The sequence below is a fragment of the Streptomyces sp. NPDC091416 genome, from assembly GCF_044756845.1.
In the GTDB taxonomy this organism is placed as follows: Bacteria; Actinomycetota; Actinomycetes; order Streptomycetales; family Streptomycetaceae; genus Streptomyces.
On the sequence record NZ_JBIVTU010000002.1, the window covers coordinates 655146 to 676085 of the forward strand.

General features: G+C 72.4%; 19 protein-coding genes. 6 read left to right on the top strand and 13 right to left on the bottom strand.

Going from position 1 to position 20940, the window contains the following annotated elements:
• Positions 1-385: 385 nt before the first annotated feature.
• Both ACIQMX_RS09785 and ACIQMX_RS09790 read left to right on the top strand, forming a co-directional pair.
• Entirely contained in the window at positions 386-2296 is a 1911-nt protein-coding gene (locus ACIQMX_RS09785) for a glycosyltransferase (RefSeq protein WP_402476148.1), read from the top strand.
• Positions 2293-4227 carry a galactose oxidase-like domain-containing protein gene (locus tag ACIQMX_RS09790; protein WP_402476151.1) on the top strand — a complete coding sequence of 645 codons (1935 nt, stop codon included), beginning with the start codon at positions 2293-2295 and terminating at the stop codon, positions 4225-4227. The genes ACIQMX_RS09785 and ACIQMX_RS09790 overlap by 4 nt, the downstream gene beginning before the upstream one ends.
• Before the next feature lie 57 nt (positions 4228-4284).
• On the opposite strand, the gene ACIQMX_RS09795 is transcribed toward ACIQMX_RS09790, so the two are convergent.
• The 6 genes from ACIQMX_RS09795 to ACIQMX_RS09820 form a co-directional block, all read right to left on the bottom strand.
• A complete protein-coding gene (locus tag ACIQMX_RS09795) occupies positions 4285-5328 on the bottom strand; it encodes a glycoside hydrolase family 6 protein (RefSeq protein WP_402476154.1) in 1044 nt (347 codons plus the stop codon).
• Positions 5329-5685: 357 nt separating this feature from the next.
• Positions 5686-6417 carry a class F sortase gene (locus ACIQMX_RS09800; protein ID WP_363068343.1) on the bottom strand — a complete coding sequence of 244 codons (732 nt, stop codon included), beginning with the start codon at positions 6415-6417 and terminating at the stop codon, positions 5686-5688.
• A 1-nt stretch (position 6418) separates the two neighbouring features.
• Positions 6419-6982, bottom strand: a complete 564-nt coding sequence (locus ACIQMX_RS09805) for a hypothetical protein (RefSeq protein WP_363068341.1) — start codon at positions 6980-6982, stop codon at positions 6419-6421.
• Positions 6983-7105: 123 nt separating this feature from the next.
• Positions 7106-7894, bottom strand: coding sequence for an HAD-IIA family hydrolase (locus ACIQMX_RS09810; RefSeq protein WP_363068339.1), 789 nt, complete (start codon positions 7892-7894; stop codon positions 7106-7108).
• 275 nt (positions 7895-8169) lie between these two features.
• On the bottom strand, positions 8170-9309 hold the full coding sequence (locus ACIQMX_RS09815) for a hypothetical protein (RefSeq protein WP_402476159.1): 1140 nt from the start codon (positions 9307-9309) through the stop codon (positions 8170-8172).
• Between the two features lie 150 nt (positions 9310-9459).
• Entirely contained in the window at positions 9460-10617 is a 1158-nt protein-coding gene (locus ACIQMX_RS09820) for an ROK family protein (RefSeq protein ID WP_402476161.1), read from the bottom strand.
• Positions 10618-10673: 56 nt separating this feature from the next.
• Between ACIQMX_RS09820 and ACIQMX_RS09825 the strand changes: the two genes are divergently transcribed.
• Positions 10674-11837 carry a Gfo/Idh/MocA family oxidoreductase gene (locus ACIQMX_RS09825; RefSeq protein WP_402476164.1) on the top strand — a complete coding sequence of 388 codons (1164 nt, stop codon included), beginning with the start codon at positions 10674-10676 and terminating at the stop codon, positions 11835-11837.
• Positions 11834-12313: a heme-degrading domain-containing protein gene (locus ACIQMX_RS09830; RefSeq protein WP_148018858.1), complete on the top strand. Its 480-nt coding sequence runs from the start codon at positions 11834-11836 to the stop codon at positions 12311-12313. Before ACIQMX_RS09825 ends, ACIQMX_RS09830 begins: the two co-directional genes overlap by 4 nt.
• Before the next feature lie 307 nt (positions 12314-12620).
• Here the strand turns inward: ACIQMX_RS09830 and ACIQMX_RS09835 are convergent, their stop codons facing one another.
• From ACIQMX_RS09835 to ACIQMX_RS09850, 4 genes are all read right to left on the bottom strand, one after another.
• On the bottom strand, positions 12621-13481 hold the full coding sequence (locus ACIQMX_RS09835) for a fumarylacetoacetate hydrolase family protein (RefSeq protein WP_363068331.1): 861 nt from the start codon (positions 13479-13481) through the stop codon (positions 12621-12623).
• 135 nt (positions 13482-13616) lie between these two features.
• Positions 13617-14387 carry a YidC/Oxa1 family membrane protein insertase gene (locus ACIQMX_RS09840; protein ID WP_402476167.1) on the bottom strand — a complete coding sequence of 257 codons (771 nt, stop codon included), beginning with the start codon at positions 14385-14387 and terminating at the stop codon, positions 13617-13619.
• Positions 14388-14531: 144 nt separating this feature from the next.
• Positions 14532-14867 carry a DUF6412 domain-containing protein gene (locus ACIQMX_RS09845; protein WP_363068327.1) on the bottom strand — a complete coding sequence of 112 codons (336 nt, stop codon included), beginning with the start codon at positions 14865-14867 and terminating at the stop codon, positions 14532-14534.
• A gap of 96 nt (positions 14868-14963) precedes the next feature.
• On the bottom strand, positions 14964-15494 hold the full coding sequence (locus ACIQMX_RS09850) for a helix-turn-helix domain-containing protein (RefSeq protein ID WP_363068325.1): 531 nt from the start codon (positions 15492-15494) through the stop codon (positions 14964-14966).
• Between the two features lie 163 nt (positions 15495-15657).
• On the opposite strand from ACIQMX_RS09850, the gene ACIQMX_RS09855 reads away from it, so the two are divergent.
• Positions 15658-17070 (top strand): MFS transporter, encoded by a 1413-nt coding sequence (locus ACIQMX_RS09855; RefSeq protein WP_402476171.1) that lies wholly within the window; start codon positions 15658-15660, stop codon positions 17068-17070.
• A 163-nt stretch (positions 17071-17233) separates the two neighbouring features.
• Here the strand turns inward: ACIQMX_RS09855 and ACIQMX_RS09860 are convergent, their stop codons facing one another.
• The 3 genes from ACIQMX_RS09860 to ACIQMX_RS09870 form a co-directional block, all read right to left on the bottom strand.
• Complete coding sequence (locus ACIQMX_RS09860; protein WP_402476174.1) at positions 17234-18739, bottom strand: sodium:solute symporter; 1506 nt, start codon at positions 18737-18739, stop codon at positions 17234-17236.
• Positions 18736-18894 (bottom strand): DUF3311 domain-containing protein, encoded by a 159-nt coding sequence (locus ACIQMX_RS09865; protein WP_219575923.1) that lies wholly within the window; start codon positions 18892-18894, stop codon positions 18736-18738. Before ACIQMX_RS09865 ends, ACIQMX_RS09860 begins: the two co-directional genes overlap by 4 nt.
• A 70-nt stretch (positions 18895-18964) precedes the next feature.
• Positions 18965-19753, bottom strand: coding sequence for a class E sortase (locus ACIQMX_RS09870; RefSeq protein ID WP_402476520.1), 789 nt, complete (start codon positions 19751-19753; stop codon positions 18965-18967).
• A 136-nt stretch (positions 19754-19889) separates the two neighbouring features.
• Between ACIQMX_RS09870 and ACIQMX_RS09875 the strand changes: the two genes are divergently transcribed.
• Positions 19890-20891, top strand: coding sequence for an SEC-C domain-containing protein (locus tag ACIQMX_RS09875; protein ID WP_363068321.1), 1002 nt, complete (start codon positions 19890-19892; stop codon positions 20889-20891).
• Positions 20892-20940 lie beyond the last annotated feature (49 nt).

Consider the following 20940-nt stretch of genomic DNA (forward strand, 5'->3'; position numbering starts at 1 on the left):
CCCCACACCCCCTTAAGCCCTCACACCACCTCTCCACAAGAGCCCCACAAATCGCGCGTATGAGCGGGTAATAACCCCTTTCGCCCTTGCGATGACGGCTGGGGTCGGCCAGTCTGTCTGGGAGTCATCGGCGCCAACCGCGCCGATGGGAAGCATGGTTGGGGGAATCGGAGAGCATCATTCCGGTTGTGCCCGACGCAGGGGGAAGGCGTCGTGCACAAGCAAACGCCGAGAAGGCATCATGCAACCGGAAGAACGCCGTTCCCGGTCTCAGGAACGGTGACCCACCGCTGAGCCGTCGGCCGCGTTCCAGGGGGACCCGTGGCGGACGACGAGAAACGACCGACCGACCACGCAGCCCCGCCTGCGTGCAGGGGGATGACCCATGACGTCGACGCCGCCAGGCGCCCGGCAGGACGACGACCAGTCCCGGACGACGCAGCTTCGGATACCCACGCAGCTACGGTCCGGGGGACCGCGGAGGCAGAGGAATCCGCTGCCCCGCTACGACTACGAGCACTACAGCCGGCTGGCCGGGCCTCTGACCCAGCCCGACCCCACCCGGCCGTACACCGTGAAGTACCGCTCGCTCCTCTCCCAGGAACCCCACCGGATACGCGCGGCCCTCCTCCTGGGAGCAGCTCCGCTCGTCTCGCTCGGCCTCTTCGCCTGGCTGATGCAGCCCGGACACTGGACCCGGCGCGACCCGAACCTCCGCGACGACACGCTGCTGATCCTGGACATCGTGATGCTGGTCTCGATCGGTCTGATCGAGCTCTTCCGCACCTTGAACGTCCTCTCCAACGCACACGCCACGCTGGTGGCGCGCGATCCGGTGCCGGTCGTGCCGGAGACCGGTACCCGGGTCGCCTTCCTCACCTCCTTCGTGCCGGGCAAGGAGCCCCTGGAGATGGTGACGAAGACCCTGGCGGCCGCCGTCCGCATCCGCCACCGCGGGCCGATGCACGTCTGGCTGCTCGACGAGGGCGACGATCCGGCGGTGAAGGAGGTCTGCCGACGGCTCGGCGTGCACCACTTCTCCCGCAAGGGCGTGGCGCACTGGAACCAGGCCAGGGGCCCGCACCGGGCGAGGACCAAGCACGGCAACTACAACGCCTGGCTCGACGCCCACGGTGACGCGTACGACTTCTTCGCATCGGTCGACACCGACCACGTCCCGATGCCGAACTACCTGGAGCGGATGCTCGGCTACTTCCGGGACCCGGACGTCGGCTTCGTCATCGGCCCGCAGGTCTACGGCAACTACGACACCTTCGTCACCAAGGCCGCCGAGTCGCAGCAGTTCCTCTTCCACGCGCTGATCCAGCGCGCGGGCAACCGCTACGGCGCCCCGATGTTCGTCGGCACCAGCAACGCGGTGCGGATCTCGGCCCTCAAGCAGATCGGCGGTCTGTACGACTCGATCACCGAGGACATGGCGACCGGCTTCGAGATGCACCGCGCCCGCAATCCGCACACCGGCCGCAAGTGGCGCTCGGTCTACACCCCGGACGTGCTGGCCGTGGGCGAGGGTCCGACCGCGTGGACGGACTTCTTCACCCAGCAGCTGCGCTGGTCGCGGGGCACGTACGAGACGATCCTCAAGCAGTACTGGAAGGGCTTCTTCTCGCTGCCCGCGGGCAAGCTCTTCAACTACACGATGATGATCATCTTCTACCCGATGTCCGCCATGAACTGGATCCTCGCAGCGCTCAGTTGCGCCCTGTTCCTGGGCATGGGCGCCTCCGGTGTGCAGATCGACCCGACCGTCTGGATGATGCTGTACGGCAACGCCTCGGCGCTCCAGATCGGCCTGTACATCTGGAACCGCCGGCACAACGTCTCGCCGCACGAGCCCGAGGGTTCCGGCGGTCTCGCCGGCATGATGATGTCCGCGCTCTCCGCGCCGATCTACGCACGCTCCCTGATGGACGCCGTGCTGCGCCGCAAGAGCTCCTTCGTCGTGACGCCCAAGGGCGACTCGTCGAGTCCGGACACCCTCTTCGGAACCTTCCGCATCCACCTCTTCTTCATCCTGGTCTTCGCCGGCTCCATCGCCGCGTCCCTCGTCCTCGGCCACAGCCATCCGGCGATGCTCACCTGGGCCGCGCTGGCGCTGCTGATCACGGCGGCGCCGATCTTCGGCTGGCGGTACACGATGCGGGCCGAGAAGAAGCAGCGCCGCGCGGGCCCGCCGCCGGCGGGCGGACCGACCGCCCACGCCCCGCAGGACAAGCCGCACTGGGCGGGCAACGAACAGACCATGCAGATCGCCCTTGGGGGACGTAAACCATGAAGTACCGTCCGAGCCGCCGTACCCGCCGCATGGCGATCAGTACGGCGGTGGTTCTCGCGCTCGCGGGAGCGAACGGGCCGTGGCTGTACCGCTTCAGCACCGAGCGCTACCACGCGTACAGGATCAACCAGTCCGACTACAAGGCGGCCAACGGCCACTGGGACTTCCTGGACGTCCCCTCCGAGTTCCGGATCAACACGATCCACGCGGCGCTCCTGCACACCGGCAAGGTGCTGCTCGTCGCGGGCTCGGGCAACAACCAGAAGAACTTCGACGCGAAGAGCTTCCGGTCGGTGCTGTGGGACCCGGAGACCAACGCCTTCAAGGACATCCCCACGCCGAAGGACATGTTCTGCGCCGGCCACACCCAACTCCCCGACGGCAGACTGCTCATAGCCGGCGGCACGAAGCGCTACGAGAAGCTCGAAGGTGACGTCACCAAGGCCGGCGGCCTGATGATCGTGCACAACGAGGACCCCGACAAGCCGATCACCCTGCCGGCGGGCACCCGTTTCACCGGCAAGGCCAACGGCAAGACCTTCGTCACCAAGGACCCCGTGCTGGTGGAGAAGGCGACCAAGGTCTTCGACAGGAACACAGGCGCCTTCCTGCGCAACGACCCCGGGCTCGGCCGCATCTACGTCGAGGCCCAGAAGTCCGGCACGGAGTACGAGACGGGGACCGAGGACAACTACCGCATCGCGGGCCTGTCCGGTTCCGACACCCGCAACGTCTACGGGATCGCCCAGAAGCTGGCTCTCGACAAGAAGGACTTCCAGGGCATCCGCGAGGCCTTCGAGTTCGACCCGGTGGCGGAGAAGTACATCACCGTCGACCCGATGAACGAGGCCCGCTGGTACCCGACGCTCACCACGCTGCAGGACGGCAGGGTCCTCGCCCTGTCCGGCCTGGACGAGATCGGGCAGATCGTCCCCGGCAAGGACGAGATCTACGACCCGGAGACCGGGAAGTGGGAGTACACCGGCATCGTCCGGAAGTTCCCCACCTATCCGGCGGTCTTCCTGCTGAACGACGGCAAGCTCTTCTACTCCGGCTCGAACGCGGGATACGGCCCCGCCACCGTCGGCCGCGACCCCGGCGTCTGGGACCTGGCGACGAACCGGTTCACCAGGATCCCCGGCCTGAGCGACCCGGACGAGATGGAGACCTCGGCGACCGTACGGCTGCCTCCGGCCCAGGACGAGAAGTTCATGGTGATCGGCGGCGGCGGCGTCGGCGAGTCCGGCAGGTCCAGCGCGAAGTCCCGGCTGGTCGACCTCAAGGACGCCGACCCGGAGTTCAAGGACGGCGCCTCGCTGGACGAGGGCACCCGCTACCCGAGCGCGTCCCTGCTGCCCGACGACTCCCTGCTGGTCACCGGCGGCTCCAACGACTACCGCGGCCGCGGCGGTTCCGACGTGCTGCAGGCCCGGCTGTACGACGCGAAGACGGACACGTACCAGCGGGTCGCCGACCCGGCGGTGGGCCGCAACTACCACTCCGGGTCCGTACTGCTGCCCGACGGCCGGGTCATGATCTTCGGATCCGACTCGCTCTACTCCGACAAGGCCGACACCCGGCCCGGCGTCTTCGAGCAGCGCATCGAGATCTACACCCCGCCCTACCTGTACCGCGGCTCACGGCCCGAGCTGACCGCCGGGCCGAAGAGGATCGGGCGCGGGAGGACGGCGGTGTTCACCACCAACCAGGCCTCGTCCATCAAGTCGGCGAAGCTGATGCGGCCGAGCGCGGTCACCCATGTCACGGACACCGACCAGCGCTCGGTGGCGCTGGACCTCAAGCGCGAGGACGGCGAGATCTCGGTGACGGTGCCGGGGAACCGGGCGCTGGTGCCGTCGGGCTGGTACATGCTGTTCGTCACCGACGACAAGGGCACGCCGTCCGAGGGGACGTGGGTGCAGGTGCCGTAGGCGCGGGGTCCTCGCGGCGCCGGCCGGGAGACCTGCTCCCGGCCGGCGCCATGGGGACTACGAGGTGGAGCGGGCCAGGCCCAGTGCGTACTCGGGCCACCACGCGCCCGCCTTCGGGCCGCCGCGGCAGTCGCCGTCGGACTCGCCCGGCCGCTTGATCCAGAGGTAGGCGTCGACCAGCTCGTCGCCCGTGGACGTCGTCGGCGGCTCCCCGAGGGCCCGGCCCGGCGGGTTGCACCAGCTCTCCTCGGGGGCGCCGCCGGTGTACGGGCCGTTGCCGTTGCGGCTGGTGTCGATCACGAACGGCTTGCCGCCGACCTTCGCCGACAGCTGCTTGCCGAACTCCTTGCTGACCGCGGTGGTCTGGAAGTTGGAGACGTTGACCGCGAATCCGTCGGCCGCGCCGAGACCCGCCTGCTGGAGCGGCTGGAACAGTGCGTCCGGGGTGTGCCAGCCCGCGTTGCCCGCATCCAGGTAGACCTTGGTGCCCGGCAGCTGCTTGAGCCGCTCCACCGCGCCCTTGAGCAGGTCGTAACGCTCCTCGTGGAACTCCCGCGGGGTGCAGCCGTCGACCAGGTGCAGCACCGCGTCCGGCTCCAGGATCACGGTCGCGCCCCGGTCGCCGATGCCCTGGGCGACCCGGTCCAGCCAGGCGCGGTACGCGTCCCCGTCGGCGGCGCCGCCCTTGGAGAACTGGCCGCAGTCGCGGTGCGGGATGTTGTAGAGGACCAGCACGGCCTCCCGGCCGGCCTTCCCGGCCGCCTCCGTGAAGCCCTTCGCCTCGGCCTCCGGACGGTCCGTGCCGATCCACTCGCCGACCGGCTGCCGGGCGATCCGGCGGATCAGGGCGGCGTCCTTCTCGTTGCCGTCCTCGGCGTAGCGGGCCACCTGCCGGGCTGCGTTCCCGTCGGGATTGACCCAGTACGGGGCTGCGTCCTCGGGCCGCTGACCGATGGCCGCCGGGTTCTTGTCCCCGGATCCGCCGTCGCCGTCGCCGTCACCGTCGCCGGAAGAGCCGCATCCCGCGAGCAGCAGCACGGCGCCCGCCACGGCCACGCCCACCCCTCGCATGCCGAACCGGCCGTTGTGACTGCCGTACATCCACTCCCCCAGGAACCGAGGTGCGACGGCGGTGCTGTCGCATCGCCGTCCATCCTGGCACAGCGCCCCGGACCGGCCCGGGCCCTCACGACTTCGTCGAGGAGCCGTCACGACGGGTTCACCACGCTTCGCCCCGACTGCCCGCGTGCAGAGGGTGACTAGTTATCGACGTAACGTCAGAACCCGTTTGGGCGTGGGTAGTTCGCGCCCCTACAGTGGGGCGTGCGGCGGACGCGGCCGCCACCGACCTCCCGTGTCCGCGCCGGGCCACTCCCGCGGCCCGCGCCCCGCGGTCGAGGACCGGCCCGGCCGGCACCCGGAGAACCGGGCAGCCGGCCGGGCCGGATACCGAACGGTTCAGCCGCCGGCCGGCGCGCCCGCCTCGCCGACCGCCTCCTCCGCCGCCTCGGCCCGCGCCTTCTCCCGGGACTTCTCGCCGGTGAGGTAGGCCGAGACGACGACGTTCGCCGTGTACGACTTCGACGCACGGTCGTACGTGCCGCCGCAGGTGATCAGCCGGAGCTCTGCCCGGCCGTCCTTGCGGGGGCCGTAGGCCTTCTGCGCGTTGAAGCGTTCGCGGGTGAAGACCTGGACGTCGTCGATGGTGAACTCGGCGACGGTGCCGTCGGCCCGGGTCACCCGGACCTCGGCACCGGGGCGGGCCGCGCTGAGCCCGTAGAACACGGCCGGTCTGGTCTCGGTGTCGACATGGCCGACGAAGAGGGCCGGCCCCTTGGCGCCGGGTCGGGTGCCGGCGCCGTACCAGCCGACCGTCTGGGGCGTGTCGAAGGACGGCGGTTCAATCGCCCCGTCCTTGTCCAGCCCCCGGGAGACGACGGGGGCCCGGATCCCGATCGACGGGATCTCGACGCTCCGCGGCGCGACGCCCTCGATCGGGTCGTGGGCCGGGGGCAGCGGCACGCCGAGCGGCCGGCCGACCGCGGCGACGTCGCCGGTGGTCGGTGCGGAGCTGGCTCCGGAGCCGCCGGTGATGCCGCGGCCCCAGAGCCACAGACCCAGCAGGAGCACGGCCCAGGCCACTCCGGTGAGCAGCCTGCCGTGTCCCGCCGGGCGGTCCGAGGCGGACACGTCAGTCGGTGGCCGGGCGGCGGCGTCGCGCGCTGCGGAAGGCTACGGCGACGGCCGCGACGGCGGCCAGGGCGAGGCCGACCACGGCGTGCACGGTGCCGGGACCGTCCTGCTGGGCGGCGGCCTGGTCGGCGAGCACGGCGGTGCCTCCGCCGCCGGCGCGGACCGGGGCGACGGGCATGGGCCGGTTGCGGTGGACGACGGTCAGCACGGCGGACGCCTTGAGGTGCTTGTCGCCCTTGCAGACGACCTCGACGTCGTAGTCGCCGGGCTCGGCGTCCGAGCGGACCCGGGCCTCGGCGAACAGCGTCCGGTCGCCGCCGGGCGAGAAGCGCGCCTCGGAGACGAAGGCGTCGGAGCTGCCCTTGGCCTCCTTGCCCTTGCAGCCGTCGACCTCCAGGTCGACCTCGCCGCCCGGGGAGACGGAGGACGGGGAGAGCGTGAGGGTGACCCGGGACCGCGAGTCCTCGTGGTCCGAGTCGGAATTGGCCAGTGCGACGGAAGCGGGCATCAGGGTCGCCGCTGCCGCCGCCGCGGCACAGAACGTGAGCGGTATGGAACGCATCGTGAACCTCCTGATGGAAGGTTCACGCGTGCCGGAGCTTTCCGCATCCGCAGGGGCCCGGCCGCTGGGCCGGTGGAGTGCGGGGCGGCGGGCCCACCGGCCCGCTCCCCGCACCCGGCCGGGTCAGCCGACGTCGATCAGGTCGACCAGATCGGCGATGGACTCGACGACCGTGGACGGCCGGAACGGGTACTTGTCGATGTCCGCCACCGTAGTGAGTCCGGTCAGCACCAGGAAGGTCTGCATGCCCGCCTCCAGACCGGCCAGCACATCGGTGTCCATCCGGTCGCCGATCATGGCGCTGGACTCGGAGTGGGCGCCGATCGCGTTGAGCCCGGTGCGCATCATCAGCGGGTTGGGCTTGCCCGCGAAGTAGGGGGCCTTGCCGGTCGCCTTGGTGATGAGGGCGGCGACGGAGCCCGTCGCCGGCAGCGGGCCCTCGGCGGACGGGCCGGTCTCGTCCGGGTTGGTGCAGATGAAGCGCGCGCCGTTGTTGATCAGCCGGATCGCCTTGGTGAGCGCCTCGAAGGAGTACGTACGCGTCTCGCCGAGGACCACGTAGTCGGGCTCGTGGTCGGTGAGGACGTAGCCGATGTCGTGCAGCGCGGTCGTGAGTCCCGCCTCGCCGATGACGTACGCCGTGCCGCCGGGCCGCTGGTCGTCCAGGAACTGGGCGGTGGCGAGCGCTGAGGTCCAGATGTTCTCGACGGGGACGTCGAGGCCCATGCGGTTGAGCCGGGCGTGCAGGTCCCGGGCGGTGTAGATGGAGTTGTTGGTGAGGACGAGGAAGGGCAGCCCCGAGTCCCGCAGCCGCTTGATGAAGGCATCCGCGCCGGGGATCGGCGTCCCCTCGTGGATGAGGACTCCGTCCATGTCGGTGAGCCAGGACGAGATCGGCTTGCGCTCTGCCATGTGGGACTCCTGTTGCCGTACGCCAGGTGCGGGAACGCCGGCGGCACCGCGCTGTGCAGCGCCGACGGCTCCGATTTTAGACCGCCGCCCGGCGGGCCCCGGCCGGTGCGATCAGGCTCCTTCGGCACCGTGTACTGCGGCCTTGCGCACCCGGGAGTTCCGGCGCCGGAGCCGGGGACACGGTGGCTCCGCTGCGGGTCGGCCGGTCCATGCCGTGGGCACCGTTGAGGACCCCCGCGACAATGCCGCCCCGGCTCGTACGCCGCCGAGCCGGGTCAGCGGGGGGTGCGGCGCATGCGGCGGGCGCCCAGCACCACGGCGCCGCCGCCGATCAGGAACCCGGCGACCGTGAGGCCCGGCAGCGGGACCGGGACCTGGAGTCCGGTCCTGGCGAGTTCCGGCACTCCGGCCGGATCGCGGCCGGGTGCGACCGGGCGCGGAGCGGCGCTGGAGTCCGGCCGCCCGGTGAGGCCGTCGCCCTCCTCCGCCTCGCCGGGCACGTCGGTCGTGCCGTCGTCCGTCGGGTCCTCGCCGCCGTCGTCCTCGACCACGGTGAACGGGTAGTCCTCGGATTCGCCGACCCACTCCCCGTCGAGGGCCCCGCCGGTGCCGCTGTCGGAGCGCTGTCGCTGGACGATCGCGGCGTTCGCGGTGATCCGGCCGGGGCTGGTGTCGGAGGTGAACGCCAGCCTGACCTGGACGGTGACGGTCCGTCCGGCCGGGACGGTGAAGCCTGCGAAGGAGTCGTCGCCCTCGCCGCCGAACACGCCGATGTGCTCGTCGCGGTCGGTCGTCTCCCAGCTGACGCGGTGTTCGGTGCCGGGGGCGGCGCGCTCGGAGAACTCCAGCTGGATCTGGTCCGAGGTCAGAACGCGGTCCTCGTCGGTGAGGACCAGGACCGGGTGGATCGCCCGGCAGGACTCCGCGGTGGTGTTGGTCAGGTCCAGGAACCAGGTGCCGTAGCCGCCGCCGGGGGCGTAGGTGTCCGGGCCGCCGTGGATCCGGGTGTCGATCGGGAAGTCGGCGGCCTTCGGGCCGCCACAGGCCGGCTGCTGGTCGGCGGAGACGGCGTCCGGCGCCGAGACCGCGTTCAGCCGGGCGGAGACGGCTTCGGGCGCGGAGGCCGGGTTCAGCTGGGCGGAGCCGGCGTCCGGCGCGGAGGCCGGGTTCGGGTTGGCGGACGGGGTGAAGGCCGGCTGGCGCTGCGGGGTGGCCACGGCCGGGCCGCCGAGGACGACGGCGGGCACGACGCTCGCCGCGGCCAGCCCGAGTACGAGTCCGTGCCGGGTGCGGCCGGCCGCGGGAGGCGGCGGCGACGGCGGGCGCGACGGGGCGGGGTGCTCGGGGGAAGGGGTGGAGGACGGGGACGGGGCGGGGGACGGGGAAGGTGTCGCGGGGGGCGGGGTGGGAGGCATGGTCGGGCAGCCTTCATTTCTCGCGGAAACGGTCGGCTCGCCCCGGGCCCGGAGTTCACCGGCAGGAACCGCGACCGTGTCATGGGGCAGGCGGGCGGCCGCCGCCGACATGCCGGGGGGTCCTCCGCCCGGCCGCCCGGAACCGCTCGATCAGCCCACTTCCGTACCGTCGGGGAACGGGCCCGCGGAGTACGCCGCCGGCACTCCGCCCGCGGCGCCTGCCACCCGGCCGAACAGCGGGGCGAGGATCAGCTGGGCCGCTCCTTCGGCGACCGGCTGCTCCCCGCCGCCCGCGGCGACGACCGGGACGGGCGCCCCGCCGGCCCCGTCGCGCCGGGCCCGTTCGTCGAGCACCGCGCGCACCCCTCGTACGTACGCGTCGGGGTCGGCGGCGACGAGGCGTCCGCCCAGCACCACCCGGTCGATGTCGAGCAGCCCGACCAGGTTGGCGGCACCGGTCCCGAGCACCCGGGCGGCCTCGGCGACGTCGCCCCGGTCGACGGCGGCCAGGCAGAGCGCCTCGATGCAGCCGCGCCCGCCGCAGCCGCACGGGGCGCCGTCCAGCTGGACGGTCTGGTGGCCGAACTCCCCCGCGCCGGTACGGGCGCCGCGGTGCAGCGCCCCGCCGAGCACCAGTCCGGAGCCGAGCCCGGTGCCCAGGTGGAGGTAGGCGAAGTCGGCGGGGTCCGGGGTCTGGAGGGCGAGCCCGAGAGCGGCGGCGTTGGTGTCCTTGTCGATGACGACGGGCAGCCCGGTCCGCGCGGCGAGCTCGTCCCGGAGCGGGTAGCCGTCCCACTGCGGGAACCCGGTGACGCGGTGCAGGACTCCGCCCCGGTGGTCGAGCGGCCCCGGTACGGCGACGCCCGCCCCGAGCACGGACTGCGCACCGTCGCCCCGCACGGCGGCGACCGCCCCGGCCGCCGCCGCGAGCACCTCGTCCGCCGGGGCGCCGAGGTCCAGCGGAGCCGTACGGCTCGCGGCCACCGAGCCCGCGAGGTCGACGAGCACCACGGTCAGCTCGTCGCGGTCCAGATGGAGCCCCACCGCGTGAGCGGCGTCCGGGACCAGCCGCAGCACGGTACGCGGCTTGCCGCCCGTCGAGGCGCGGTGGCCTGCCTCGGCCGCCAGGCCCTCGGCGCGCAGCCGGGCGGTGATCTTGCTGACGGCCTGCGGGGTGAGCCCGGTCCGCCCGGCGAGTTCGATCCGGCTGATGCCGCGCTCGCCCGCCGCCCGCAGCAGGTCGAGCACGAGCGCCGCGTTGTGGCTGCGCAGTGTCGGCAGGTTCGCGCCGCTGTTACTCCTGTTCACGGACCCATTGTCTCCTGCGCTTGCACTTTGGCAACAGCGTTGCCAAAGTGGAAGGCATGACTGCCCACGCGACTCACGAGACCTCCGGATCGTCCGGGACCCCCCTGCGCGTCGGACTCGTCGGCTACGGCCTGGCGGGTTCCGTCTTCCACGCCCCGCTGATCGCCGCGACCGAGGGCCTCGTCCTGGACACGGTCGTCACGTCGAACGAGGAACGCCGGGAGCAGGCCCGCGCCGAGTTCCCCGACGTCCGGTTCGCCGCCTCCCCGGAGGAGCTGTGGGCGCGGGCGGACGAGCTCGACCTGATCGTGATCGCGTCGCCGAACAGGACCCACGTCCCGCTCGCGACGGCCGCACTGAAGGCCGGTCTGCCCGTGGTCGTGGACAAGCCGGTCGCCGGTACGGCCGCCGAGGCCCGGGAGCTCGCGGCCCTGGCCGAGGAGCGCGGGCTGCTGCTCTCGGTCTTCCAGAACCGCCGCTGGGACAACGACTTCCTCACCCTGCGCTCGCTGGTCGCCAACGGCGAGCTGGGCGAGGTGCAGCGCTTCGAGTCGCGCTTCGAGCGGTGGCGCCCCCGGCCGAAGGGCGGCTGGCGCGAGTCGGGCGACCCGCAGGAGATCGGCGGGCTGCTGTACGACCTGGGCAGCCATGTCGTCGACCAGGCGCTGGTCCTGTTCGGCCCGGCGACGCAGGTGTACGCGGAGTCGGACGTGCGCCGCCCGGGCGCGGCGGCCGACGACGACACGTTCCTGGCCATCACCCACACCGGCGGGGTCCGCTCGCATCTGTACGTGAGCGCGACGACGGCCCAGCTCGGCCCGCGTTTCCGGGTGCTCGGGTCGGCCGCCGGGTACGTCAAGTACGGCCTCGACCCCCAGGAGGCCGCCCTGCGCGAGGGCACCCGCCCGTCGGCGCGGGCGCCGTGGGGCGTGGAGGACGAGGCGCTGTGGGGCCGGCTCGGTTCGGGCGAGTCCCCGCTCACGGGCGGCGGCACCCCGGTGCGTACGCTGCCGGGCGACTACCCCGCCTACTACGCGGCGGTCGCCGACGCGCTGCGCGGGAAGGGCGAGAATCCGGTGACCGCCCTCCAGGCCGCCGCCGCGCTGGACGTCCTGGAGGCCGCCCGCCGTTCGGCCCGCGACGGCGTCACGGTCACCCTGCCCGCGGCCTCCGCCTCCGTGTCCGCCACCGCTCACTCCACCGAGGAGCAGTCCGCATGAACCCCACCGCTCCGACCATCTCCGAGCTGATCGCCCAGGAGCGCCGGCTGACGCTGCCGCATTTCGGCTACGACGACGCGTACGCGCTCGGCGGCCTGCTCGTGGCCCTGGCCCGGGAACGGCACGCCCCGGTCGCGATCGACATCCGGCGCGGGGCCCAGCAGCTGTTCCATGCCGCACTGCCCGGCTCCAGCGCGGACAACGACGCCTGGATCGACCGCAAGCGCAAGGTCGTCGAGCGGTACGGCGAGAGCTCGTACCTGGTCGGGACCCGGTTCCGGGCCAAGGGGACGACGTTCGACGAGGCCTCGCGCCTGGACCCGGACACGTACGCCGCGCACGGCGGATCGTTCCCGATCGCGGTCGAGGGCGCGGGCGTCATCGGATCGGTCACGGTCTCGGGCCTGCCCCAGGCGGAGGACCACGCACTGGTGGTCGAGGCGCTGGAACAGTTCGCCACGAAGATCAGCGACTGACCGGCCCCGGTACGGACGGAGGGGTGGGGGCCACCGCCAGGCAGCCCCCACCCCTCCGATCTTTACGCCTCCAGCACCCTCGCTGACCGAACGAGCCGGACGAATCAAGCCGGCCCGGCAACGTCGGCCCGGCACATCGCCCTCACGCACCGAGCCTGCGACCAAGCCCAGCCAAGCCCGGCACAGCCCGCCGGAATCAAGCCCGTCCGGCGATGGAGGACGTCCATTCCGGCCCGGGCCTTCCGGCCCGTCCGGCGATGGAGGACGGGAGCGGCCCCCGGCCCCACCCGGGCCCGAAGGCCAACCCCTACGCCCCCTTCAGCTCCTGCCGCTGCCGCCCCAGCCCCGCGATCTCCAGCTCCACGACGTCCCCCGCCCGCAGATACGGCTTCGGATCGGGCTGCCCCATCGCGACGCCCGCCGGCGTCCCCGTGTTGATCACGTCGCCCGGGTAGAGCGTCATGAAGTGGCTCAGGTAGCGCACGACCTCGCCGACCGGGAAGATCTGGTCGGCCGTCGTGCCGTCCTGCTTCAGCTCGCCGTTGACCCAGAGCTTCAGCGACAGCGCCTGCGGGTCGGCGACCTCGTCGGCCGTCACGAGCCAGGGGCCCAGCGGGTTGAACGTCTCGCAGTTCTTGCCCTTGTCCCACGTGCCGCCGCGCTCGATCTGGAACGCGCGCTCGGAGACGTCGTGCGCCACCGCGTATCCGGCGACGTGCGCGAGCCCCTCCTCCGCGGAGTCCAGGTACCGGGCGGTGCGTCCGATGACGACGGCGAGCTCGACCTCCCAGTCGGTCTTCTCGCTGCCGCGCGGCACGAGCACGGCGTCCTCGGGCCCGACCACCGTGTCCGGCGCCTTGAAGAAGAGGATCGGCTCGCCCGGTATCTGGGCGCCGGTCTCCGTGGCGTGGTCGTGGTAGTTCAGCCCGATGCACACGATCTTGCCGATCCGGCCGAGCGGCGGACCCACCCGCAGCCCCTCGGCGTCGAGCGCGGGCAGCTCCCCGGGCGCGGCCGCGGCGGCCCGTACCCGGGCGAGCGCGTCCCCGTCGGCGAGCAGCGCGTCGTCGATGTCGGCGACGATCCCGGACAGGTCACGCAGGGTTCCGTCCTCGTCCAGCAGCGCCGGACGTTCCGCACCCGCAGTACCCACACGAAGCAACTTCAACGGTCTGTCTCCCTAGGTCGAGATCGGGCCCGTCGGATGGGTTGCGGCCATCGCAGGCTTGTCCGATCCTCCAAGACATCCGATCACTCCGCAAGACCCTGTTCACACACTGGACCGACGCCCACGCGGACGCGGTTACGCCGCGGGGGCCATGGCAGCGCCCGCGGCCGGCATGTCGCGGTACAGGTAGGCCCGCTCGACCGCGGTCCAGGTGGTGCTGGTGACGACGTACAGCGCGGCGGCCAGCGGCACGAAGGCCACGGTGAAGAGCGTGAAGAAGGACATCAGCGGCATCACCTTCGTCATCGCGCCCATGCCCGGGACCGGCTGCCCGTCGGGGCCCGTGGCCGGGGTGACGGGGTTGGCGGCCATCTGGCGCTTGGTCCGGCCGTAGTTGAACGTGGCGACGGCGGCGACGATCACGAACAGCCCCACGTACACGAGGCCCTGCGCCCCGAACATCCCGCCGTCGGCGAGCGCGTCGCGCCAGCGCTCGCCGAGCGGGGCGCCGAAGAGCTGGTGGCCGAGGAGTTCGTTGGCCTCGTCGCCGATCCTCGTACTGGAGAAGAGGTGGTAGAGCAGGAAGAAGGCCGGCATCTGCAGGAGGCTCGGCAGGCAGCCGGAGAGCGGGGAGACCTTCTCCTCCTTGTGCAGCTCCATGAGCGCCTTCTGCATCCGCTCGGGGTTCTTCTTGTGCTTCTTGCGCAGCTCGGCGATCTGCGGCTGGAGCCGCCGCTGCGCCTTCTGCCCACGCGCCGCGGCCCGCGACAGGGGGTGTACGGCGAGGCGTACGAGGGCGGTGAACAGGACGATCGCGGCGGCGGTGGACGCGTTCTGGAAGAGCGGGTGGAGCGCGTCGGCGAGGGCGCCGACCAGGCTGGCGAATGCGGACATGAAGGCGGACATGGATGAGCCCTCCGGGGGTCTCGTCGTGCCGGGAAGGGGATCGGGAAGGGATCAGCTTCGGCATGACGATCCGCGCGGGGCGCCCGTACGTATGCGCGCACAGCGCGTCCGTACCCGGGGCGGAGAAGAGGAAAGAGGGGAGCCCTACGCGGCCGTCAGGAGGACGTGGCCCGGGGCTCGGGGCCGGCGGCGCCCCTTGGCGTCGGGGTCCCGTTGCGGAAGGAACGCGGTGCGTTTCTCCCGGTCGCGCATGGCGGTACGGACCCGGGTGCGGGGCACCGGGGCGGCGCAGCGCGCGCTGATGACCGAGCAGGCGGCGAGCGCGGTGCCGGCGGCCGCGGTGGCGGCGAGCGCCACGGCGGCGGAGAGGCTGCCGCCCTCGGCGAGCAGGACCTCGGTAAGGAAGAAGAGCAGGATCCCGGCGGGCCTCAGCACCCGGGCGAGGCCACCGCGCATGCGCTGCCTGGCGCTCACGTCCATGGTTCCTCCCCCTCCCGTTCTCCTGCGGCCGCTGTCCCGCGACCGCTCTTGCGCGACGCGCGGTGCGGGTCCGCACGGCGCTTCAACCTTTAACCGTTATACACGATCGGCTTCCAGGGGCATCAGAAGCCGACGGGGCGCGAGCAGTGCGCGGCCGACCGGATTGTCGGTGTCCGCATCGAGGCCCTCACCGGGCCTCATCTCGACGTCCTCGGGCGGTACGGGGACGGAGCAGGCCGGGCATTCGCCGTACGCACCCAGTTCCGTGCCGCAGTCGGCGTGGACGAAGACACGCGTCGCAAGGGTGCCGGCGAGGTGGTCGCGCCCCCACTCCCCGAGGACACGGAGGACCGGCCAGAGCGCTTTGCCGCTGTCGGTCAGGACGTACTCCTCGCGCGGCGGCGAATCCTGGTAGCGGTGCTTCTCCAGGAGCCCGGCCTCGATGAGGGACTGGAGCCGGGTGGCGAGGACGGCGCGCGGGATGCCGAGGTGCACGAGGAAGTCGTTGTACCGGCGGACGCCGTACAAGGCGTCGCGCAGCACCAGCAGGGTCCAGCGCTCGCCGACCACTTCGAGTGCGCGGGCGATGGAGCACCGCTGGTTCGCATAGTCCTTGCCGAGAGCCATGCGCTCACTTTACTCCCTCACGGTTCGGTGAATGAACCTGGCGTGCTAGCGTCGGCGCTCCCTGGCGAGTTCATTCACCGAACTCACTGCGGGAAGTGCCGCGCCCCCCGCGGTCCGGTCGCGCGACGCCCGTGCGAACCCTGGCGAACCCCGGAGCGATGACATGCCCCAGCCCGTACGCCCCCGCCTCCCGCAACCGAGATCCGCGCCGATCCACCCTCCCCGCTCCCGCCCCCGTTCCCGCCCCGGACCGACCCTCGCGATCACCTCCGCCGCCACCGCCGTGGCGCTGATGAACTACACCTCGCCGATGACGACGGTCCCGGGGATCTCGGCCGCCCTGGCCACCCCGCCGTCCGAACAGGCCTGGCTGCTCAACGGCACCCCGCTCGGTCTCGCCGCGGTCCTGCTGGTCGTGGGCAGCCTCGCCGACGACTACGGACGCCGCAGACTCTTCCTGCTCGGCACGCTCGCCCTCGGCCTCACCGCCGGACTCGGCGCCCTCGCGACCGACACCCTCACGTTCACGCTGGCCCGGGTCGCCCAGGGGGCGGCGAGCGCCGCGATCCTGGCCACCAGCCTGGGACTGCTCGTCGGGGCGTTCCCGGCAGGTGCGGCAAGGATCAGGGCGACGGGGATCTGGGGTGCGTTCGTGAGCGCGGGGATCGCGCTCGGCCCCCTGCTGGCGGGGTCGCTCGGCTCCGTCGACTGGCGGCTGACGTACGTCGTGCTGGGCCTCGCCGCGCTCCTCACGGCCGCCTTCGCCTTCCGTACGCTCGACGAGTCCCGGGCACCGCGCGAAGGCCGCCCGGACCTGGCCGGCGCGGCGGTGCTGGGACTGGCGATGACGGCGCTGCTGACGGCGCTGACCCTCGGCCGGGACGGCTGGCTGCGCGCCCCCGTCGGTCTGCTGCTGCTCGCCTCCCTCGTACTGGCCTGCCTGTTCCTCGCGGTGGAGCGCCGGGCTGCGGCCCCACTGATCGACCCGGCACTGCTGCGCAGCCGCCCGTTCCTGGCCTCGGCGGCCGGCGGGCTGTTCACGGGGCTCGCCGTGATCGGCCTGTTCAGCTATCTGCCCACGCTTCTCCAGCGGGCACTCGGGCTGTCGGCGCTCGGCTCGGCATGGCTGTTCCTGCTCTGGTCGGGCACGGCGTTCGTCGTGGCGTTGCAGGCACGCCGGCTGACGGGCCGGGTGGCGCCCCGTCACCAGCTGGCCGCAGGCTTCTCCCTGCACGCGGTGGGGGTGGTCTCCCTGCTGGGCTCACTGGACGCCGGGGCCCACCCGGGCGCGGCGGTGTGGCTCCGGCTGATCCCGGCTCTGGTCGTGTCGGGCGCCGGCAGCGGCCTGCTGAACGCCGCCCTGCCCCGACTGGCGATCGAATCGGTGCCGCCGGAACGGGCGGCGATGGGCTCGGGCGCGAACAACACCGCGCGTTACATCGGCTCGTCGGCGGGCGTCGCCGTGACGATCGCCGTCGCGACGACGGGATCGGGCGCGGACGGGGCGCTGCTGCTGTCGGTGGGGCTGGCCCTGGTGGCGACCGTCAGCGTGCTGCTGCTGCGGGAACGGACCTGACGCCGGTGCGCGGACGCGCTGCTGCTGGAGCCGCCCCGATTCGCGTCGGCGGTCTGCGCAAGCGCACCTGGCGCCGGTACGCGGACGCCCCGCTGCGGAAACGGACCGGGCCTGCGTACACCGACGCCGACCGCTGCGGAAACGGACCGGTCCGCCCGCCCTCCTATCCCGCCGGGACGAGCGCCTCCTCGTCCTCGATCTCGTCCCGCGCGAGCACCTCGTCGTCCGGCCGGCCGTCGTGCTCGCGCGGACCGGCGTACGTCACCGCGAGCGCGACGGCCAGGTTGGCGCCGAGCGCGACGATGCCGGCGTTGACGCCCCACACCGGGTCGTTCTCGGTGAACACGAACCCGCAGACCACCCCCACCCCGACGACCAGCCCGCTCATCGCCCCGAGCAGCGTCAGCCGCCGCCACATCAGCCCCAGCAGCACCATGGGGAGCAGCTGCGCCATACCCTCGTACGAGATCAGCGACAGCCGTACGAGGGTGTTCGGCGCGGTGTACGTGAGCAGCAGCGCGAGGCTCCCCGCGACCACGACGACGATCTGGGCCGCACCCTTCTGCCGCCGCTCCCAGCGCGGTACGAGCGAGAGCACGCTGCGTCCCCACATCGTCCCGATGACCAGCATGAAGACGGCCATGGGCACGATCGAGGAGAGCGCGGCGGCGACACCGATGATCCCGACCGACCAGGCCGGCAGCGAGTCCACGACCAGCTTGAAGAGCGCCAGGTTCGACTCGGCGCCGACCAGCCCCGGCACGACGAACAGGGCCGCCATGCCGAGCAGCATGGGCACGAACAACAGCACGTTGTAGGCGGGCAGCCACATCGCGTTGCGCCGGAGCACGTCCGCGTTCTTCGCGCCGAGGTAGCCGGCGACGGTCGTCGGGAAGATCACCACGGTCAGCGAGTTGAGGAAGGAGGTCGTGATGAACCAGGCCTGTCCCAGGCCGCTGTCCCCGTGCCCGGGGAAGGTCAGCCACTCGCTCTTCTCGGTGACGAGCCGGTCGAGGAAGGGCCCGTAGCCGTCGAAGTAGTGCGCGGGCACGTACACGGCCAGGAAGCCGAGCGTGACGATGACCAGCACGTCCTTCAGCACGGACACCCACGCGCTGCCGCGCAGCCCGCTGACCACGACGAAGCCGGTGGTGACGGCGAAGGCGATGAAGTAGGCCCAGTTCAGACTGATGGCGCCGTAGGAGATCGTCGAGACGACGACGCCCATGCCGGTGATCTGGAGCTGGATGTACGGGAGCAGGAAGACGGTCGCGAGGACGGCGACGAGCGCCCCGAGCCAGGGCCGGCCGAAGCGGTGCGCCACCATGTCGGTGATCCCGACGAGCCCGTGCTTGCGCGCGTACGCCCAGAGCATCGGCCCGACGACGTAGCCGACGGCGTATCCGCAGGACATGTACGCGACCACGTACAGGACGGGCGCCCCGTAGTTGTAGCCCCAGCCGGCGGCACCGAGGTAGCTGAAGCTGGTGTAGCCCTCGCCGGCCATGAGCACCCAGATGAAGACGGTCCCCAGGCTGCGCCCGCCCACCGACCACTCGGCGAGCCCGCCTCCCTCTCCCCCGCGTCTGCCGCGCACGGCGAACAGCCCGAGAGCGACGGTGGCGACCATGAAGACGCCGAAGACGGAGGTGGCGACGGCGGCGTTCACCGGCGGTCACCCCGCCGGGTCAGCCATACGGCGACGGGGGTGAGCAGGGTCGCCCCGAGCAGCCAGAAGAAGAGGAACGGCAGTCCGAGAACGACGGGATGGACCCGGTTCACGAACGGCAGCGCCCCCAGGTAGAGCACGTAGGGGACCAGCAACCACAGCAACTGCGGACGTCGTCTGAGCACGTCAGAGAACCTTACGACCTCGCTCCCGGTGCTCGGGTGCTCAGCGCTCCCGTACGCCGGTCAGCTTCCCCCACACCACCAGCCGGTACCGCGAGGTGAATTCGGGCGTGCACGTCGTCAGCGTCAGATAGGACCCGGCGCTCCGGTAGCCCACGTACGGCTTCACATTGCTGCGCGGCACCGCGGCGATGACCCCGCTGTCGCCCGGCTGGGTCCGGGCGAGGGTCTTGTCGACGGTGTACGTGTACACCGCGTCCCGGGTCTCGACGGTGATCCGGTCGCCGGCGCGCAGCCGGTTGATGTGGCGGAAGGGCTCGCCGTGCGTGTTGCGGTGCCCGGCGAGCGCGAAGTTCCCGGAGCCGCCGGGCTGCGCGGTGCGCGGGTAGTGCCCGACGTACCCCTTGTCCAGGACACCGTGCTTGCTGATGCCCTGGGCGACGGGCGCGGTCAGCCCGATGCGCGGGATGCGGATGACGGCGTACGCCTGGGACCGCCGGGGCGTGGACGAGGCACCGGCCCCCGCCCCGCCTCCGCCCCCGTCCTTCTCCCCCACGACGGGGCTGTCCCCGTCCTCTGCCTCCTGCGGCTCCTCCGCCACGGGCGCATCGGCGGCCTCCTCCGGCTCCGCCCAGTCCCGCTGGAGGGCGTGCACGGTGTCGGCGGCTTCGGCGCGGGCCTGCCGGTTGGTCCACCACAGCTGATGGGCGACGAGCAGCAGCAGGACGACGCCGAGCGTCACCACCAGCTCCGCGCCCGTCCACAGTCCGCGCGCGGCCAGCCGCCTCCCGCGCACGTCACGCTGCACCACCACCGGTATCCGCTCACGCATCCGCTGCCGCACGGCCCGCACGATAGGCCCCGGGCCCGCAACTCTCCAGAGTCGTAACAAGGCTCACCCACCGGCGCGCTCCCCGGAGCCGCAACATCCCTCCGTGCCCCGCCCGTCCGGCAGTACCGTGTGGTCCATGCGCCCCGACACGCCTGCCGACCACACCACCGAAGCCGAGCGCCTGCTGCGCACCGCGGCGCAGTACCCGGAGGACCACGAACCGCTGCTCCTCCAGGCGGCGGCCCATCTGGAACTCGCCGGCGACCGCGCCCGTGCCACCACGCTCTACGACTCCCTGCTCAGCGACCCCGACACCGAACACCCCCACCTGGTGAAGGCGCTCAACGCCGCCAACCTGTGGGAGTACGGCCACGAGGCGGAGGCCCGCGCGATCATCGACGGCATCCGCGCGGCCGGCCCCCTGGAGGCGGCGCCCTGGGAGATCGCGGCCGAGACCCTGGAGGCCCACGACGAGCTGGAGTCGGCCCACGACTACTTCTCCACGGCCCTCACCCTGCTCATCGCCCCGGGCGAGGAGGTCCCGTACGCCACCCAGTCGCTGCTGACCGGCCGCCACCGGGTCCGCCGCCTGATGGGCGTCACGCACGACGCCTGGGACGAGCTGGCCGACGCCCTCCACACCGCGGCCGTCCCGCTGGACGAGCTCCACGACCCGAAGCGGCTGTGGGCGCTGGGCTCCTCGGACCCGGGCGAGCTCCGGGCCGAGATCACCCGCCTCCGCGCCGAACTCGGCACGTACCGCACGGCCCTGTCCCGCCCGTTCCCGGTGGCGGTGCTCCACTGGCCGGAGCCCGAACTGCGCGAGCTCCTCACCGCGTACCCGGGCCTCGGCAGTGAGTACGCCTCGCACCCGGACCACCTGGCCCGCCTGGAGGCGGCCCTGCGCGACCTGCACGCGGCGGGGACCCCGAACCTCGGCATCGTGACGGGCACGGTCCCGTCGTACGAGGCGTTCGCCGCCTCCGAGGCCGCCTCCCCGTCCGACCCGGACCTGCTCCCGCAGTACGCGACGACCCTGGCCGCCCGCGGCCGCGCGGTCCCGTGGCCGCCGGCGAGGAGCGCGGCGTGCTGGTGCGGCTCGGAGCGGTCCTACCGGGACTGCCACGGGAGGGCGTAGCGCCGGTACGGAACGGGGCGGGGGCCGGGGCGGGCGGCGTTTCGCGGGC

What these genes read in the sequence shown, in the direction of transcription:
- ACIQMX_RS09830 (WP_148018858.1), top strand. Translation starts at nt 11,834, where the DNA reads ATGAACCCCACCGCTCCGACCATCTCCGAGCTGATCGCCCAGGAGCGC.
- ACIQMX_RS09815 (WP_402476159.1), bottom strand. Translation starts at nt 9,309, where the DNA reads ATGCCTCCCACCCCGCCCCCCGCGACACCTTCCCCGTCCCCCGCCCCG.
- ACIQMX_RS09825 (WP_402476164.1), top strand. Translation starts at nt 10,674, where the DNA reads ATGACTGCCCACGCGACTCACGAGACCTCCGGATCGTCCGGGACCCCC.
- ACIQMX_RS09855 (WP_402476171.1), top strand. Translation starts at nt 15,658, where the DNA reads ATGCCCCAGCCCGTACGCCCCCGCCTCCCGCAACCGAGATCCGCGCCG.
- ACIQMX_RS09840 (WP_402476167.1), bottom strand. Translation starts at nt 14,387, where the DNA reads ATGTCCGCCTTCATGTCCGCATTCGCCAGCCTGGTCGGCGCCCTCGCC.
- ACIQMX_RS09810 (WP_363068339.1), bottom strand. Translation starts at nt 7,894, where the DNA reads ATGGCAGAGCGCAAGCCGATCTCGTCCTGGCTCACCGACATGGACGGA.
- ACIQMX_RS09805 (WP_363068341.1), bottom strand. Translation starts at nt 6,982, where the DNA reads ATGCGTTCCATACCGCTCACGTTCTGTGCCGCGGCGGCGGCAGCGGCG.
- ACIQMX_RS09875 (WP_363068321.1), top strand. Translation starts at nt 19,890, where the DNA reads ATGCGCCCCGACACGCCTGCCGACCACACCACCGAAGCCGAGCGCCTG.
- ACIQMX_RS09850 (WP_363068325.1), bottom strand. Translation starts at nt 15,494, where the DNA reads ATGGCTCTCGGCAAGGACTATGCGAACCAGCGGTGCTCCATCGCCCGC.
- ACIQMX_RS09785 (WP_402476148.1), top strand. Translation starts at nt 386, where the DNA reads ATGACGTCGACGCCGCCAGGCGCCCGGCAGGACGACGACCAGTCCCGG.
- ACIQMX_RS09870 (WP_402476520.1), bottom strand. Translation starts at nt 19,753, where the DNA reads ATGCGTGAGCGGATACCGGTGGTGGTGCAGCGTGACGTGCGCGGGAGG.
- ACIQMX_RS09795 (WP_402476154.1), bottom strand. Translation starts at nt 5,328, where the DNA reads ATGTACGGCAGTCACAACGGCCGGTTCGGCATGCGAGGGGTGGGCGTG.
- ACIQMX_RS09845 (WP_363068327.1), bottom strand. Translation starts at nt 14,867, where the DNA reads ATGGACGTGAGCGCCAGGCAGCGCATGCGCGGTGGCCTCGCCCGGGTG.
- ACIQMX_RS09790 (WP_402476151.1), top strand. Translation starts at nt 2,293, where the DNA reads ATGAAGTACCGTCCGAGCCGCCGTACCCGCCGCATGGCGATCAGTACG.